This window comes from Microbacterium sp. P26 (assembly GCF_023712585.1).
GTDB classification, from domain to species: domain Bacteria; phylum Actinomycetota; class Actinomycetes; order Actinomycetales; family Microbacteriaceae; genus Microbacterium; species Microbacterium algihabitans_A.
In genome coordinates, this window is sequence record NZ_JAMAXZ010000002.1 from 532,411 (window position 1) to 546,606 (window position 14,196).

A 14,196-nucleotide genomic window follows, 5' to 3' on the forward strand; every position below is an offset into this window, starting at 1 on the left:
TCGGCGCGTCCGCGCCCATTCCTCAGGAGTCACCTGTGAGCATGACCTCTCGCCGTCGCGTGCGCGCGACCGCCCTGGCCGTTGCCCTCGCCATCGTCGCGCCGGCCACCCTGACCGGTTGCGGTCAGATCGCCGAAGCCTTCAATTCCCTGCCCGGCCAGCCGGGGGGCAATCAGTCGGTGGTCGTGCCGACTGCTGCTCCGCAGTCGTCCGCCGACGCGAAGCCCTTCGACTCGCAGTTCACCTATGACGGCTCCGTGCGGTTGACCTCCGAGGTCGCCGACGGGCTCGAGCTGCGTCTCGACGTGTGGGCGGTCGATCCCAAGCGCACCATGGAGTGGACCCCCACCAACGAGAAGCAGCTCGGCTTCGCGGTCAACATCGTCGACAAGCGAGTCGACGAGAAGGCGGTCCTCGCCGAGAAGCGACGCGTGTACGTCTCGTCGATCTCGGTGACCTCGCAGACCGCTCAGACCAGCGGTCAGGTGTCGAACCCGTTCCAGTTCAGCGCCGACCCGCGCACCCTGGTTCCCACCGACACGCTCCGCTCCGAGCGCGGTCTGCTGCTGAACAGCTACCAGGGCGGCCTGCTGGTGCCCACGACCTCGATCCGCCAGCTGCCCGCCGACACCTACGGCATCACGCTCGAGTTCGCCCTCAACGTGGCGGTCGAGGGAACGGCGAACACCGACACCTCGTTCTCGCAGCAGACGGTCTACCAGTACCTGCCGATCGCGATCTTCGCCGACGACGGACAGGTCAACGGAGGCGGCCAGGGGACCGACACGCAGAGCAGCACGGGTCGCGCACCCGGCTGGGGCCAGACCAACGGGCAGGGCTGAGCGGGCGGCATCCGCCCCTCTCACTCCGCGCCGTTGTGCCCCTGTCGCGGGCGCAGGCGTCGACTCTCCATGAGCAGGGAGAGATCCTCGACGTCCATGACGAGGTAGTGCTCGAACGTCAGGTCGGGAACGTCGTCGTAATCGATCGCCGGCATACGGCGGGCGAAGGCGCGGCGCACGGCGTGCTCGACTTCGGCGGTCTCGAGCACTGACGGCGCGACGACGAAGATCGTGTCGCGCGCGGGGAGACCGGTGGCGGCTCCGGGCAGCGCGTCCTGGGCGGCCTCTCCGACCGTGCGAAGGATCGTGTCGCCCCGTTCGCTGCTGTGGGCGGCGCGGATGAGATCGATCTCGGGCACCCGCACCAGCGTCGCGCGGACGGACACGTGTTCCGCGAGCAGCATCTCGGCCTCGCGACGGAGCGTTCCGCGATCGTGCGCGCGAGTGCCGGGGGCGGGGTCGTCGTCGAGTTGTCGGCCTATCCACACCGCGCCGACGGAGACCAAGGCGATGGCGAGCGCGCTGACGGCGGCCGTCGTCTCGGCCGAAACGGCCCCCGGGCCCAGCAAGGGCGTGATCCCGAAAGCCGCCACCACGGCGAGACGAGCGAGGTTGTACGCCGCGAAGAGGCTGAGCGTCCACGCGATCAGCTTCGCGCCGCGCAGCTCGCCCAGCGGCCGTCGCGAGAGCTCGAGCGCCCCCAGGGCGGCGAACACCACCAGCCCCGCCGTCTTGAGCAGGGTGGCGTCGTCGAGGTCGATGAGGTAGGTAACCCCGAACATGAGGATCGCGACCGCCCCGGTGCTCACCCCGCCGATCGCGGAGCGACCGTTCAGCCGGCGTGAGCCCGCCCACTGCAGGCCCACGGCGAGCAGATTGGTGGCGTTGCCCGCCGCGGCGGCGGTCACCCCTCCGCCTGCGGTCTCGAGGACGTTCATCGCACCGCACAGCAGAGCCGCGACGGCCGCCATGCCGAAGTAGCGCACCATGTCGGCGCGGGCACCTCCGCGGTCGTCGCCGGGGCGGCCGTGGGTGAGGAACAGCATGGTCCCCGCGACGCCGGCTGCGGCGATCGATGCGAGAAGAGCGAGGACGATCACAGGGGTCGTCTCCTTCGGGCGTCCGACGCAATCTTGAGGAAATCTTGCGCAGACGGGGGTGTTCGGCAGTGGTCGTCTTGCGGCGAACCTACCAGAGTAGGAACAAGCCGATACGCCGCTCCACCGACAGGAAGACCCCGCCATGACCGATGCGCGCAACTTCACCCCGCAGTCTCGGGATCTCCGCATCCACCCGGGCGAATTGACGGCGACGGCGAGCGAGGAGCACGGCTTCGCCGATGACTTCGCCGCGGTCCTCGAGAACACCTCGGTGCACCGCTCCACCATCGGCTGCGTCATCCCCGCCTACAACGAGGAGGAGTCGATCGCCGATGTGATCGAGGCCCTCCTCGCGCAGACCCGCGTTCCCGACGTGATCCACGTGGTCGTGAACAACACGTCGGACGCGACGGTCAAGATCGCTTCGGAGTACAGCGGACCCCACGAGCTGCACACCGAGCTCGGCGAGCAGTTCACCGAGGTCTTCGTGCACGACATCGGCAAGAACCCCGACAAGAAGGTCGGCGCGCTCAACTACGGCTACTCCCTCGTCGAGGGCTACGACTACCTCCTCGGCGTCGACGGCGACACCATCGCCGACAGCAAGGCCGTCGAGTTCCTCGAGACGGAGGCCGTGTCGGATTCCCGCATCGGCGGCATCTCGGCGATCTATACGATCGACGACAAGCCCATCAAGGGAGTCATCGCGCGCTTCCTGACGGCCGGTCAGCGCACGCAGTTCGCCGCCTTCAACCTGCAGAACATGCTCCGCGGCCGCAACATGGCCGTGCTCGGCGGTCAGTTCTCGATCTTCTCCACGAACGCCCTCCGCGACGCCATGTCGCAGAACCACCAGTCGACCCCGTGGGTGAAGGACTCCGAGGTCGAGGACTCGCTGCTGTCGCTGCAGATCAAGAGCGCCGGCTACCTCACCAAGATCAGCCCGTACGCCCGCGCCGACGTGGGTGGCATGACCACCCTGTCGGGCTACGACGCACAGCAGGTCAAGTGGACCTACGGCGCCATCGAGCTGATGTGGCCCGGCCAGCGTGGTGACACGAAGGGCCAGCCCTTCCACCCCAACCTGCGCCTGCGGTGGTTCGAGAACTTCGGCATGCTCACGAACCTCTTCGTGCGCGTCGCGTTCCTGACGCTGCTCGCTGGTTCGCTGACGTTGAACGCCTTCGTCTTCTCGCCGCTGTGGCTGATCCCGCCGGTCATCGCCATGCTGTTGAACCTGCGCATCGCACGCACGATGAAGAACGTCAACCGCAACGACGTGCTGTTCGCCGTGTTGTTCTTCCCGGCCGAGTTGTTCATGTGGATCCGCATCAGTCACTTCGTGCGCTCGTGGACCCGCTTCCTCTCCCGCAAGAAGGTCGACAACTGGGCGATGCAGGCCAAGGCCGAGCGCGGTGGCGGCCTCGGTCACTGGACGCCGATGATCGTGCTCATCGGAGTGGCGATCGCCCTCGCCGTCATCTGGATCATGGTCGGCCCGATGGTGCAGTCCTCGATCCTGTGGATCGGGTGGCCCATCGTCGGCGTGGTCACGGTGCTGCAGACCCTCCTGATGTTCTCCAAGCTCGTCCGTCGCCAGCACGGCTTCAAGGTCTGACGGACCCACGATCTGACCCGAACGCGTCAGAAAGGACGAATGCCTCGGCCCTGGGGAGGGCCGAGGCATTCGTTATGTCCAGGGTCGTCAGGGCGCGGCCAGCAGTTCGGAGGTCAGACGGTAGCCCACGCCGCGCACGGTTTCGATGTACCGAGGGTTCGCGGGGTTGTCGCCCAGCTTGCGGCGCAGGTTCGTCATGTGGGCCTCGATCGCGCGCTTGTCCGCCTCGCCGACGAAGTAGCTCGTGACGTAGGACTCGCCGCGCAGCACCAGGGTGAGATCGGCCTTGCTGCGGACGCGTCGCTTGGACTCCATCAGGGTCGCGAGCAGGTCGAACTCGGTGCGCGTGAGGTCGAGTTCTTCGCCCCCGACACGCACGAGGCGACTGTCGGGATCGAGCTGCAGGTCGCGGTGCGCCACCCAGGCTCCGCCGGTCGGGGTGAGCTCGCCCGCAGCGGCTCGTGGCACGATCTCGCTTCCGGATGCCGCGGCGCGCGGTTCAGGGCCCTGCGAAGACGGCACGACCACCGGTGCGCTCGCCGCGGGGACCGGGGTGACCGGTGAGGGAGCCGCGGGCGCGGGCGAATCGGTGCGGGCTGCGGGGAAGGAAGGGCCGACGCTGTCCTGGCGGGGGGCCGCGGATGCCGCGGAGTCGCCGGCGCGCGGACGTCGCAGCAGCGCCTCGATGCGCGCGCGGAGTTCGCGCGGACGGAAAGGCTTGACCACGTACTCATCGGCGCCCGCGCCGAGGCCCAGGACGACATCGGCTTCTTCTTCGAGGCCGGTCAGCATGATGATGTACGTGTCGCTCTGCTGGCGGATGCGGCGCGCGGCCTCGAACCCGTCGATGCCGGGCATGTTCACGTCGAGCGTGGTGATCAGCGGCTGGTAGGCGATGACCGCCCGCACGCCGTCGATGCCGTTACCGACCGACACGGTGGAGAAACCGGCCGACTCGAGCACTTCGACCAGGAGGTGTCGGATGTCGGGATCGTCTTCGACGATGACGGCTGTCTTCAGCAACTCGGTGCTGTCGCTCATTTCACCCACTCTTCCGGCTTCGCACGAGGTCGTGCCCGCGTTCTCCCCCGAGACACGGCGTCGCACAGCGACGAGCGCAATCTTGACACACTTCGCGCGCGGCGCGGACGGTCCGCGCCGTCAGCGCTGCTCTCGGGTCAACTCTGCTGCGGCCGCCGGCCACCAGGTGCCCGCGACCGGACCCCCGTTGCATTCGCCGTCGCTCTCGCCCGGGGGCTTGATCCACAGATTCGTGTCGACGACCCCGTCGCCGTAGGAACCGCCCGGGCTTCCCACGAGTCGGCCGGCGGGGTTGCACCACTCGGAGCCCGCCGGCCCGGCACCGTTACGTGAGGTGTCGATGACCGCGTGGATGCCGCCGAGCTGGTCGGAGAGCGCATGGGCGTAGGCGAATTCCGCCGCAGTGTCCTGGTAGTTGGACACGTTCAGCGCGACTCCGCGCACGTCGGAGAGGAGATTCGTCGCTCGCAGGAGGTCGGCCATCTCGGCCGGCGGATGCCAGGAGGAATGGCCCCCGTCGATGTAGATCCAGGTGTTGGTGCCGCGGATGCTCTCGACGGCTCCGCGCAGGTAGCCCGCGCGGTCCTGGATGGATCCGCACGAGGACGCCAGAGCGATGCTGTCGGGCTCGAGGACGACGATCTTCTGGATGTCGGAGGCGTTGCGCAGGGCGTCGCCGATCCGCCCGGTCCATTCGCGGTAGGCGTCGGGGTCGAGTCCGCCGGCGGAGTGATTGCCGCAGTCGCGATCGGGGAGCCCGTACACGGCGATCGACAACGCCGCCTTCTGGTCGCGGGCTTCGGCGGCCAGGTGCGCCACGCGGTCCCACACCTCATCGACGGGATCGATCTCGGGCGTGAGCCAGTACGTCGTGGGCTGAGTGGAGAGCCACTCCGCGGCGGAATTCTCGTCGGCGTCGCCGGTGGCGGCGCGTGCCGCCTGCGCGGCCTTCGACTCGTCGGGCGCGACGATGCGGGTGTCGACGGCGGGCGGGCGCGCCCCGAGGGTCTGGAAGAGAGTGGTCACGAGGCTCCCGACCACGGCGATGACGGCGATCAGTGCCGCGACCACGACGACCGCCCCCACGATCAGGAGGGCGCGCGGAATCCGTCGTCGGGGCCTCTTCGGCCGGTGCGTTCGCGCCACGAGGAGGACTCTATCCGAGGTGAGCGGGGATGGTGCCGAGGTAGTTAACCCGGTGAACGGGCATAGACTCTCTCCGTGGGAAAACTGGTTTACAACACGTCAGGTCACTCGTTCGACATCGAGGACCGGACGCTCTCACACCTTCGTGTGGTCTTCATGAACAAGCTGCGCCGTGGCGAGCCGTTCATGTTCCACTTCCCGATGGGTGACGGCAGCGGAACGCGTTCGCTGTGGATCTCGCCGTCGATCCCGCTGGTCTTCCACTTCTACGGCAGTCGTGCCCCGCAGTTGAATCGCCGGTGGATCGACGACCTGATGAACGAGGCCAGCACCCCGCAGGGTCTCAGCGTCGTCGCCGAGCCCGACCCCGATTCGGTGCCGACCCTCATCGGGTGACGAGCGTCAGGCGCATTCTGCGTCGACGACTTCGCGCACGCGATCGAGGAAGGCTGCGACCTGGTCTGCGAGCGCGTCCGGAAGGTCGAGCGCGAATTCGCGGATGCGTGCCGTGACGGGGTCGATCGCATCGACATCGGTGTCGCGATCGAAGGGGAGCACGAACTTGCTCCGGCGATCGGCGGGATTGGCGGCGAACGTGATGAGGCCTCCCGCGTGCAGGCGGTCGAGCATGCCCGTCACCGACGCGGTCGACACCGCGAGCGACTGCGCGATCTCGGTCGGCGTGACCGACATGCCCGCGTCGGCCCTCTCGAGAATCAGGCGCATGGCGGCTCGGGCGTTCTCGCTGGGGCCGCAGTCGGTCTGGCGGCGTCGCGCGAGGCGCGCCTCCGCGAGACGCAGCCGCTCCACGGCGCGTGCGGCTGTGGTCGCGTGGTCCTCAGCATGATCGAACGTCATAGGTCTCCTCGGGGCTCCGGCCACCCGGGGCCAGTCTAGTTAGGTCGGCGAGATACACGACAGGCGATGTATTCCGGTTCGAGTCCGACGACAGGACGGATCCCCGTCGTTTCCCTTCTCTTCCCTTGCGATAGTTAGGCAATCTAGTAAAATAACGAGGGCCGGATCTCCTGGAAGGAGACGCTCATGGGCTTCTTGTATTACGGTTCCTCCGCCGATCCGATCAGCATTCCCGATCGGGTTCTCGCGCACGTGAAGGTCGTGATCGCGACGAAGCTCCGACGCGGCGAGAGCTTCACGATGTCGTGGCGGCACCCGTCGGGCGAAGAGACCGGACGCAGCACGATCTGGATCCAGCCGTCGATCCCGCTCCGGTTCGTCTTCGGATCGGTCGAGCCCGAGATGCTCGATCCGCAGGTGCTGCAGACCTTTGCCAATTCGGCCAACTCCTCGAGCGGTCTCACCCTCGACCTCGAATCGCACGACGCACCGGTCGCCGAACGATCCCTCTGAGCCGACTCGGCCCGCTCAGGCCGGGGTCGAGGCGTGACGGTGGGCGATCGCCGACATCCACTCCATGCCCGGGCACGGGGGTGCGGATCGTCCGCGCATCCGTTCCCACGCCTCGACGTAGATCCCCTCGAGCAGGGCGTCGGCCCGCTGCGCCACGCCGGTGAGCGCGAGCAGCGTCGCGTACACGCGGGGCGACGTCGCATCGTAGAAGGCGACGAACGCGTCGCAGTCGCCGGAGGCGGCGCGCACCAGGAGGGCGTCCAGATCGGGGTCGCGGGTCGCTGCGGAAGCGACGTCGGTCAGGGTCACGGGGCACCTCCTTCGTGTGTGATCCAAGTCAACTCACGAGCGCGGGCGGCGGCCTGGGGTTGCGCAATTCGGACGGGTGTCCTAGCGATGATCGGCCGATGTCGTGCAGCGTCAAGGAGCCCGCCGTCAAGCCCGCCGGGACGGCTGCGGCACGTCATAACGTGGGGGTCATGAGAACTGCGGTGCGGTGGGCCCTCGCCCTGGCCATGATGTTCGCTGGTGTCGCGCACCTGACCTTCGCGCGGCGGGATTTCCAGGCGCAGGTGCCCGACGACCTGGTCGAGAACATCCCTCTGGATCGCGACGCCGTGGTGGTGGCGTCCGGTGTCGTCGAGGCGGCGTTCGGTCTCGCGCTCGTGGCGCTGCCCAAGGAGCGTCGGCGCATCGGAGCGGCTCTGGCCGCCTTCTTCGTGGCGATCTTCCCCGGCAACATCGATCAGTGGCGCAAGGGACGATCGGCCTTCGGTCTCGACACCGACCAGAAGCGGTTCGGACGACTGTTCTTCCAACCTCTCCTCGTCGCCGCCGCCTGGTGGTCGACGCGCTGAGCGCGCCATGACGGACGTCGTCAGCCTCGAGCTCGTCTTCGACGACGACACGGATGCCGCGGTGCGCAGCGAGTGGGAGGCCTTGGCCGACGCCGGTCTGCCCAGCCAGGCCCAGCACAAGGGCGAGAGCAACCGGCCGCACACGACGCTGCTCGTGCGGTCCGCGCTCCGCGACATCGCAGCGTCGGAGCTCGACGGGGCGCTGCCGATGCCTCTCACCCTCGGCGCGCCGCTCCTGTTCGGCACGGGGCGTTCGCGCGTGATCGCGCGATCGGTCGTGCCGACCACGGACCTGCTCGCGCTCCATTCCCGCGTCCATGAACTCGCGGGCCCCGGCGATGACGTCGACCACACGCGTCCCGGTGCCTGGACGGCCCACGTGACGCTGGCCCGTCGGGTGCCGCTCGACCGGGTGAACGACGCGCTGGAGGTTCTCGCCGCGGCGGGCGGCGCCGATCTCGCGGCCCGAGCCGTCGGCATCCGGAGATGGGATGCCGCCACGCGAACGGTGTCGTCCATCGCCGGACGTGGCACGCTGTAACCGTGCTGACCGACGACGCCCTCGCCTTCGTGAGCGAGTACCACCTGGCCACCCTGTCCACCGTGGGCCGTTCCGGCCGTGTGCACTCGGTGCCCGTCGGCTTCACCTACGAGAACGGCGTGGTCCGTGTGATCGGCTCGCGGGGGACGCAGAAATTCGTCAACGCCGCCCGTAGCGGACGCGCATCGATCTGCTCGGTGGACCGGGGCAGCTGGATCAGCTTCGAAGGTCTCGCCCGGGTGACCGACGACGCCGACGCGGTGGCGCACGCCGTCGAACTGTACGCCGCCCGCTACCGCCAGCCCCGGGCGAACCCTGAGCGCGTGGTCCTCGAGCTGACCGTCGAGCGGGTTCTGGGCTCTCCGTCCTTCCGCGCCTGAGGGGTCGTCGGCGCGCGGAGCGCCATCGGCAGACACGCCGCACACATCTCGGCGAAGCTGCGGGGCAGCTGATCGGTGTCCTCGATGTCGATGACGCGCTCGCCGTAGACGTCGGTGTGAGCGGAGCACTCCTCGAAGGCGGACACGGGGCCACGCCTCCGATGACCTGACTGCTCAGGAGCCTTCGCCGGCCGTCCGCGCATGCTCCGGAGCCGGGGCAAGCCACGACACGTGCCCTTCGCGTCGGTCCTCGTCGTCGAAGAGGTGGCCGACGCGCTTGTAATAGTGCAGCAGGATGGCGCGATCAAGGACGCGCAACTCCAGGCTCCGGGCCAGCTCCGCCTCCAGAGATGCGGCATCCGACAGGTCTCGGAGCCACACGATGACGTAGAGGTTCGATGCCCCGCCCGCGAGGGCGGCGCACATGCGCGTCATCGGCATATTCGCGATCTGCAGCGCCGTCGCCTCGAGCCGTGCCGCGGGAACCACGAGCCAGAGGGCGAGAGCGTGCGGCCACATCCTCTGTTCGAGCGACACGTCGATGCGCTGCTGGATCCATCCCGTGCCGAGCAGCCGCCGCACCACGCGACGCGCGTGAGCCTCGGAGCTGCCGAGCCTGGCCGCGATCGCCTGCGGCGACGCGCGACCGTCGCGCTCCAGTTCGTCGAGCACCGCATGCCACTGCGCGGTCGGCGCGATCGGCTCGTCATCGGGGACCGAGGGCAGAGCAACCGCCTGCGGGGGACCGACCGCGCGCCAGCGCGAACCTTCGGAGAACATACGGGTCACCACGGTCGAGCGCACGCCGATGACCGCCTCGTGCGACCCCAACCACGACTGGATGAGCCGGCGGAAGCGCGCCATGTCCTCCGCGAGGATCGTCAGGACCAGATCGCGGTCGCCCGTCATTCCGGTGACGGAGATGACCTTCGGATGCATGCGCAGCACGGCGGCCACGGCGTCGACACTGCCCGGTCGGCAGCGCACCTCGGTCAGCCCGAAGAGCATGCCCGCGCCGGAACCCACGTACGTCGTCGCCCACGCGGCCCCCGACTCGACGATCGCCGCCCAACGCCGTCGAGCGGTCGGGGCGCTGACGCCGACGGCGCGGCCGATCGAAGCCCACGAGGCGCGCGGCGCGTCCTGCAGAGCGGCGACGAGCGCGAGGTCCGAATCCGACAGGTCGTGCGGGTGGGGCGACGACTCGATGCGCATAACCGACATCTTGGCATCCGTGGGAGTCCGAATCGAACATCCGACACCGGTTGTGACACGTGATCGGCAAGATGCCAGGCACAGTCTCTCCGACCGCCACGTCGAACAACACGGAGCCCCCATGTCGACCGACACCACCCCAGCACTGACCCTCGCCGACGCCAAGGGCCTCGGCGGCCGCATCCTGCGCGGGATCGAACGCGTGGGCAACAAGCTGCCCCACCCCTTCTACCTCTTCCTCCTCATCGCCGGTCTCGTGGCCGTCGCCTCGTCGATCGCCACGCTGCTCGGGGCGGCCACGATCGACCCCGCCACGGGCGAGACGATCCCCATCCGCAGCATCCTGTCGGGCGAAGGCGTCGTCTACGCGCTCACGACCGCGATCCAGAACTTCGTCACGTTCCCCCCGCTCGGCCTCATCGTCACCGTCATGCTCGGCATCGGCGTCGCCGAGCGGCTCGGACTGCTGAAAGCCGCGATGCGCGGCGCCGTGCTCGCGGCGCCCGGCTGGGCGGTGACGTTCGTGGTCGTGCTCGTCAGCCTCATGGGCAACCTGGCGTCCGACTCGGCGATGGTGATCCTGCCGCCCCTCGCCGCAGCAGCGTTCCTCGCCGCCGGTCGGCACCCGCTCGCCGGCTTCGCGGCCTCGTACGCCGCGGTCGTCGCCGGGTTCAGTGCCAACGTCGTCCCCGCGGGCACGGACGTTCTGCTGTCGGGCATCACGACGAGCGCCGCGCAGATCGTCGATCCCGGGGCGTCGGTGTCACCGCTCGCCAACTACTTCTTCATGGCCACCTCGACGCTCCTCCTCGCGGTCGTCATCACGGTCGTCTGCCAGCGCTATGTCGAACCGCGTCTCACCCCGTACGAGGGGGGCCTCGCCGACGAAGACGCGTCCAAGCCGCTCGAGGCGATCGAGCGCCGCGGACTGCGGGTGGCCGCAATCGCCGTCGTCGCCTACCTCGCCATCGTCGCGACGGTCGTCGCCGTGCCCGGGTCGCCTCTGCAGGGCGAAGGAGGGCAGATCCTCCGATCGCCCTTCATGACGGCGCTGCCGATCTTCATCCTGTTCCTCTTCCTCGTCGCGGGCATCGCATACGGACTCGGCGCCCGCACCCTCACCTCGGCGCGACAGGTACCCGAGCACATGACGGCAGCGGTGAAGGACCTCGTCCCCTTCATCGTCGTGATCTTCACGGCGGCGCAGGCGATCGCGTGGTTCAACTGGTCTCAGCTCGGCCTGCTGCTCGCGACATCGGGGGCGGAGGCGATGACGGCGACCGGGCTCGGCGGGCTCGGCGGACTGGTGCTCTTCAGCCTGTTCTGCACGATCCCGGCGTTGCTCCTGGCGAGCGGGTCGGCATTGTGGACCCTGCTCGCGCCGATCTTCGTGCCGATGTTCATGCTCGCGGGCATCGACCCCGCGTACGTCCAGGCCGCCTTCCGCATCACCGACTCCGCGACCAATCCGCTCGTGCCGATGAACCCGATGCTGCCCGTCGTCCTCGGTCTGCTGCAGCGGTGGCAGCCGAAGGCCGGACTCGGAACCCTCTTCAGCCTCGTCATCCCCTTCACCCTCGTGATCTGGGGCGTCTGGCTTCTGCAGTTCATCGTCTGGGGTCTGCTCGGCCTGCCGGTCGGACCCGGTCACGGCCTCGAGCTGCCGTGACCGTCATCGCTTCTCCATCCGCCCGCCGAGACCCCCAGGAGGTCCACCCCATGTCCACCCTCACCGCGCGTTCCGGCGCCGCAGCGAGCATCGACGCGATGCCGACCACGATCACCGAGCTGCGTCCCCTCCTCGAGCGCAGGCTCGCAACGCTCGTCGACGTCGCGGCAGACCTGCACGCGCATCCCGAGATCCGCTTCACGGAGACGCACGCCGCCGCGCGCCTGACGGCCGAACTCGAGCTGGCGGGCTTCGCCGTCGAGCGCGGTTTCGCCGGCCTCGAGACGGCGTTCGTGGCGCGCTGGTCGACGACGGATGCCGACGCCCCGACCATCGCGATCTTCTGCGAGTACGACGCCCTCGAGGAGATCGGTCACGCGTGCGGGCACAACGTCATCGCCGCCTGCGGTCTCGGCGCCGGTCTTCTCGTCAAGGACGCGTTGGAGGCGTCGCCGGTGCCCGCGAACCTCGTCGTCATCGGCAGCCCGGGCGAAGAGGGCGCTGCAGGCAAGGTGCCCATGATCGAGGGCGGTGTGCTCGACGGCGTCGACCTGGCGATGATGGTGCACCCGTCGGGGACCGACGCCGTGCGCGGCTCGTCGCTGTCGCGCGTCGCCCTCGACGTCGACTTCCACGGAAAGGCGGCGCATGCGGCGGCGGCGCCCGAACTCGGTCGAAACGCCCTCGACGGCGCGACGCTGGCGTTGACGGCCATCGGGATGCTCCGGCAGCAGATGACCGATGACGTCCGCATCCACGCGATCATCACGAACGGAGGGCAAGCGCCGAACATCATCCCCGAGCGCGCGAGTCTGCGGATCTTCGTGCGGGCGGCAGAGCGCGACCATCTGCTCTCGAACGTCGTGCCGCGCGTGCGGGACTGCTTCGAGGGCGCGGCGATCGCGACCGGCACGACGGTGGAGATCGCGGAGAACACGCCACCCTATTTCTCGTTGCGGTCCAACCCGACGCTCGTCGACGTCGCCGAGGCCGCCTACGGCGTGCTCGGACGCGATCTCGAGCCCGATCCCACTGTCGCGGGCTCCACGGACATGGGCAACGTCAGCCATGTCGTGCCGTCGATCCACCCGATGATCTGCCTCGCCCGCGACGTGGCTCCGCACACCCGAGAGTTCGCCGCGGCCGCCGGTTCGTCCGAGCTCGCGCCGCCCACGATCGCCGACGGAGCGCTCATGCTCGCCGCAACGGCGCTCTCCGCGTTCCGTGAACCGACCGTGGTCGCCGACGCCAAGGCGACCTTCGCGCGGGACTGAGCTCGTCCGGCCCCGCGTCCCTGCGGCGCCGAACGCATCCGCCGGCGGCGGGGGAGACCCTGCCGCCGGTCGGACGTGGGTCCGTCGAAGCGGGGCTCCTGGGATACTCGACCCGATGTCCCGCCTTTCTCGATCCCTCGCGCTGCTCAGCGCCGGTCTGATGCTCTCCGCATGCGCCCCCGGTGTCGCGTCGACCGCGTCGACGGCGCTTCCCGCGGCGGACGAGCCGTGCGCGCCCGGGGCGGTGCAGGTCGGTGCCGACGCCGACGCCCTGCAGCGCGCGCTGGATGAGGCGGAGCCCGGGATGGTGCTGCAGCTGGCCGATGCGACCTACACGGGCCGGTTCCGCACCACCGTCTCAGGGACCGCCGATCAGCCCATCGTCCTGTGCGGCGTCGCCGGCAGCGTGATCGACGCGGGCGGTCTCGATGACGGGTACGCGCTGCACCTCGACGGAACGTCGTACTGGGACGTCCGCGACCTGGAGGTGCGCGGTGGGCAGAAGGGTGTCGTCCTCGACGGCGTCTCGCACACGAAGCTGTCCGGCATGCGTATCTCCCACGTCGGCCAGGAGGGGCTCCACCTGCGTGCGGCGAGCAGCGACAATCTCGTGCGCGCGGTCACGGTCGAACAGACGGGGTTGACCGACCCCGAATTCGGGGAGGGGATCTACGTCGGATCGGCCGAGTCGAACTGGTGCCGCTACAGCGCGTGTCAGCCCGACCGCAGTGATCGGAACGTCTTCGAGCAGCTCGTCGTCGCGGACACCACCGCGGAGGCCGTCGACGTGAAGGAGGGCACCAGCGACGGCATCATCCGGACCTCCACGCTGGCCACGGCGTCCGGGGCGAGCGTCGACAGCGCGGTCGACCTGAAGGGCTCCGGTTGGCGGCTCGAGGACACGACCGTGACCGGCCCCGTGGACGCCGTCTCGGTGCATGTCATCGTCGCGCCGTGGGGAGAGCGCAACACCGTCAGCGGCTCGGATCTGCGCGCGGCGGCGACGGGCGTCGGAGTGCGTCTGGCGGGCGCGGCGCAGGCGGCGGGCAACGTCGTCGGGTGTGACAACACCGTGTCGGCGGGTATCGAGCTCGTTACCGGTCGCTGTACCTGACGACACGACGGCAGCGGACGCGCTATCG

At 69.2% G+C, this 14,196-nt stretch carries 16 protein-coding genes; 10 read left to right on the top strand and 6 right to left on the bottom strand.

The genetic code is table 11. From position 1 onward, the window contains the following. Positions 1-41 precede the first annotated feature (41 nt). Positions 42-842 (top strand): fructose 1,6-bisphosphatase, encoded by an 801-nt coding sequence (locus M3667_RS06135; protein ID WP_251506352.1) that lies wholly within the window; start codon positions 42-44, stop codon positions 840-842. A 20-nt stretch (positions 843-862) separates the two neighbouring features. Here the strand turns inward: M3667_RS06135 and M3667_RS06140 are convergent, their stop codons facing one another. After that, the gene (locus M3667_RS06140; protein ID WP_251506355.1) at positions 863-1,942 is read right to left on the bottom strand and encodes a hypothetical protein; all 1,080 of its coding nucleotides are present in this window, start codon (positions 1,940-1,942) and stop codon (positions 863-865) included. Positions 1,943-2,084: 142 nt separating this feature from the next. On the opposite strand from M3667_RS06140, the gene M3667_RS06145 reads away from it, so the two are divergent. After that, complete coding sequence (locus M3667_RS06145; protein ID WP_144829665.1) at positions 2,085-3,560, top strand: glycosyltransferase; 1,476 nt, start codon at positions 2,085-2,087, stop codon at positions 3,558-3,560. 87 nt (positions 3,561-3,647) lie between these two features. On the opposite strand, the gene M3667_RS06150 is transcribed toward M3667_RS06145, so the two are convergent. Continuing rightward, complete coding sequence (locus M3667_RS06150; protein WP_251506356.1) at positions 3,648-4,601, bottom strand: response regulator; 954 nt, start codon at positions 4,599-4,601, stop codon at positions 3,648-3,650. A 120-nt stretch (positions 4,602-4,721) separates the two neighbouring features. Next, positions 4,722-5,747 (bottom strand): glycoside hydrolase family 6 protein, encoded by a 1,026-nt coding sequence (locus M3667_RS06155; RefSeq protein WP_251506359.1) that lies wholly within the window; start codon positions 5,745-5,747, stop codon positions 4,722-4,724. Between the two features lie 75 nt (positions 5,748-5,822). On the opposite strand from M3667_RS06155, the gene M3667_RS06160 reads away from it, so the two are divergent. Further along, positions 5,823-6,143 carry an ATP-dependent DNA ligase gene (locus M3667_RS06160; protein WP_251506362.1) on the top strand — a complete coding sequence of 107 codons (321 nt, stop codon included), beginning with the start codon at positions 5,823-5,825 and terminating at the stop codon, positions 6,141-6,143. 6 nt (positions 6,144-6,149) lie between these two features. Here the strand turns inward: M3667_RS06160 and M3667_RS06165 are convergent, their stop codons facing one another. Next, positions 6,150-6,605: a MarR family transcriptional regulator gene (locus M3667_RS06165; RefSeq protein WP_251506365.1), complete on the bottom strand. Its 456-nt coding sequence runs from the start codon at positions 6,603-6,605 to the stop codon at positions 6,150-6,152. A gap of 186 nt (positions 6,606-6,791) precedes the next feature. Here M3667_RS06165 and M3667_RS06170 point away from each other — a divergent pair, with 186 nt between their 5' ends. Further along, positions 6,792-7,118, top strand: a complete 327-nt coding sequence (locus M3667_RS06170; RefSeq protein ID WP_251506368.1) for a hypothetical protein — start codon at positions 6,792-6,794, stop codon at positions 7,116-7,118. Positions 7,119-7,133: 15 nt separating this feature from the next. Here M3667_RS06170 and M3667_RS06175 read toward each other — a convergent pair whose 3' ends face one another. After that, positions 7,134-7,427 carry a hypothetical protein gene (locus tag M3667_RS06175; RefSeq protein WP_251506370.1) on the bottom strand — a complete coding sequence of 98 codons (294 nt, stop codon included), beginning with the start codon at positions 7,425-7,427 and terminating at the stop codon, positions 7,134-7,136. 170 nt (positions 7,428-7,597) lie between these two features. Between M3667_RS06175 and M3667_RS06180 the strand changes: the two genes are divergently transcribed. Genes M3667_RS06180 through M3667_RS06190 form a run of 3 tightly spaced genes read left to right on the top strand, consistent with a single transcriptional unit; the run spans position 7,598 to position 8,896 of the window. After that, complete coding sequence (locus M3667_RS06180) at positions 7,598-7,975, top strand: hypothetical protein (protein WP_251506372.1); 378 nt, start codon at positions 7,598-7,600, stop codon at positions 7,973-7,975. Between the two features lie 7 nt (positions 7,976-7,982). After that, positions 7,983-8,516 (top strand): 2'-5' RNA ligase family protein, encoded by a 534-nt coding sequence (locus M3667_RS06185; protein WP_251506374.1) that lies wholly within the window; start codon positions 7,983-7,985, stop codon positions 8,514-8,516. Between the two features lie 2 nt (positions 8,517-8,518). After that, positions 8,519-8,896, top strand: coding sequence for a PPOX class F420-dependent oxidoreductase (locus M3667_RS06190; RefSeq protein ID WP_308196434.1), 378 nt, complete (start codon positions 8,519-8,521; stop codon positions 8,894-8,896). Positions 8,897-9,070: 174 nt separating this feature from the next. Here the strand turns inward: M3667_RS06190 and M3667_RS06195 are convergent, their stop codons facing one another. Further along, a complete protein-coding gene (locus M3667_RS06195) occupies positions 9,071-10,120 on the bottom strand; it encodes an Lrp/AsnC family transcriptional regulator (RefSeq protein WP_251506380.1) in 1,050 nt (349 codons plus the stop codon). A gap of 112 nt (positions 10,121-10,232) precedes the next feature. On the opposite strand from M3667_RS06195, the gene M3667_RS06200 reads away from it, so the two are divergent. The 3 genes from M3667_RS06200 to M3667_RS06210 all read left to right on the top strand — a co-directional run bounded on the left by M3667_RS06200 (position 10,233) and on the right by M3667_RS06210 (position 14,168). Continuing rightward, entirely contained in the window at positions 10,233-11,780 is a 1,548-nt protein-coding gene (locus tag M3667_RS06200) for an AbgT family transporter (RefSeq protein WP_251506384.1), read from the top strand. Between the two features lie 50 nt (positions 11,781-11,830). Then, the gene (locus tag M3667_RS06205) at positions 11,831-13,054 is read left to right on the top strand and encodes a M20 family metallopeptidase (RefSeq protein ID WP_251506386.1); all 1,224 of its coding nucleotides are present in this window, start codon (positions 11,831-11,833) and stop codon (positions 13,052-13,054) included. 115 nt (positions 13,055-13,169) lie between these two features. After that, entirely contained in the window at positions 13,170-14,168 is a 999-nt protein-coding gene (locus M3667_RS06210) for a right-handed parallel beta-helix repeat-containing protein (protein ID WP_251506389.1), read from the top strand. Positions 14,169-14,196 lie beyond the last annotated feature (28 nt).

What these genes read in the sequence shown, in the direction of transcription:
- M3667_RS06135 (WP_251506352.1), top strand. Translation starts at nt 42, where the DNA reads ATGACCTCTCGCCGTCGCGTGCGCGCGACCGCCCTGGCCGTTGCCCTC.
- M3667_RS06145 (WP_144829665.1), top strand. Translation starts at nt 2,085, where the DNA reads ATGACCGATGCGCGCAACTTCACCCCGCAGTCTCGGGATCTCCGCATC.
- M3667_RS06150 (WP_251506356.1), bottom strand. Translation starts at nt 4,601, where the DNA reads ATGAGCGACAGCACCGAGTTGCTGAAGACAGCCGTCATCGTCGAAGAC.
- M3667_RS06165 (WP_251506365.1), bottom strand. Translation starts at nt 6,605, where the DNA reads ATGACGTTCGATCATGCTGAGGACCACGCGACCACAGCCGCACGCGCC.
- M3667_RS06170 (WP_251506368.1), top strand. Translation starts at nt 6,792, where the DNA reads ATGGGCTTCTTGTATTACGGTTCCTCCGCCGATCCGATCAGCATTCCC.
- M3667_RS06180 (WP_251506372.1), top strand. Translation starts at nt 7,598, where the DNA reads ATGAGAACTGCGGTGCGGTGGGCCCTCGCCCTGGCCATGATGTTCGCT.
- M3667_RS06185 (WP_251506374.1), top strand. Translation starts at nt 7,983, where the DNA reads ATGACGGACGTCGTCAGCCTCGAGCTCGTCTTCGACGACGACACGGAT.
- M3667_RS06195 (WP_251506380.1), bottom strand. Translation starts at nt 10,120, where the DNA reads ATGTCGGTTATGCGCATCGAGTCGTCGCCCCACCCGCACGACCTGTCG.
- M3667_RS06200 (WP_251506384.1), top strand. Translation starts at nt 10,233, where the DNA reads ATGTCGACCGACACCACCCCAGCACTGACCCTCGCCGACGCCAAGGGC.
- M3667_RS06205 (WP_251506386.1), top strand. Translation starts at nt 11,831, where the DNA reads ATGTCCACCCTCACCGCGCGTTCCGGCGCCGCAGCGAGCATCGACGCG.
- M3667_RS06210 (WP_251506389.1), top strand. Translation starts at nt 13,170, where the DNA reads ATGTCCCGCCTTTCTCGATCCCTCGCGCTGCTCAGCGCCGGTCTGATG.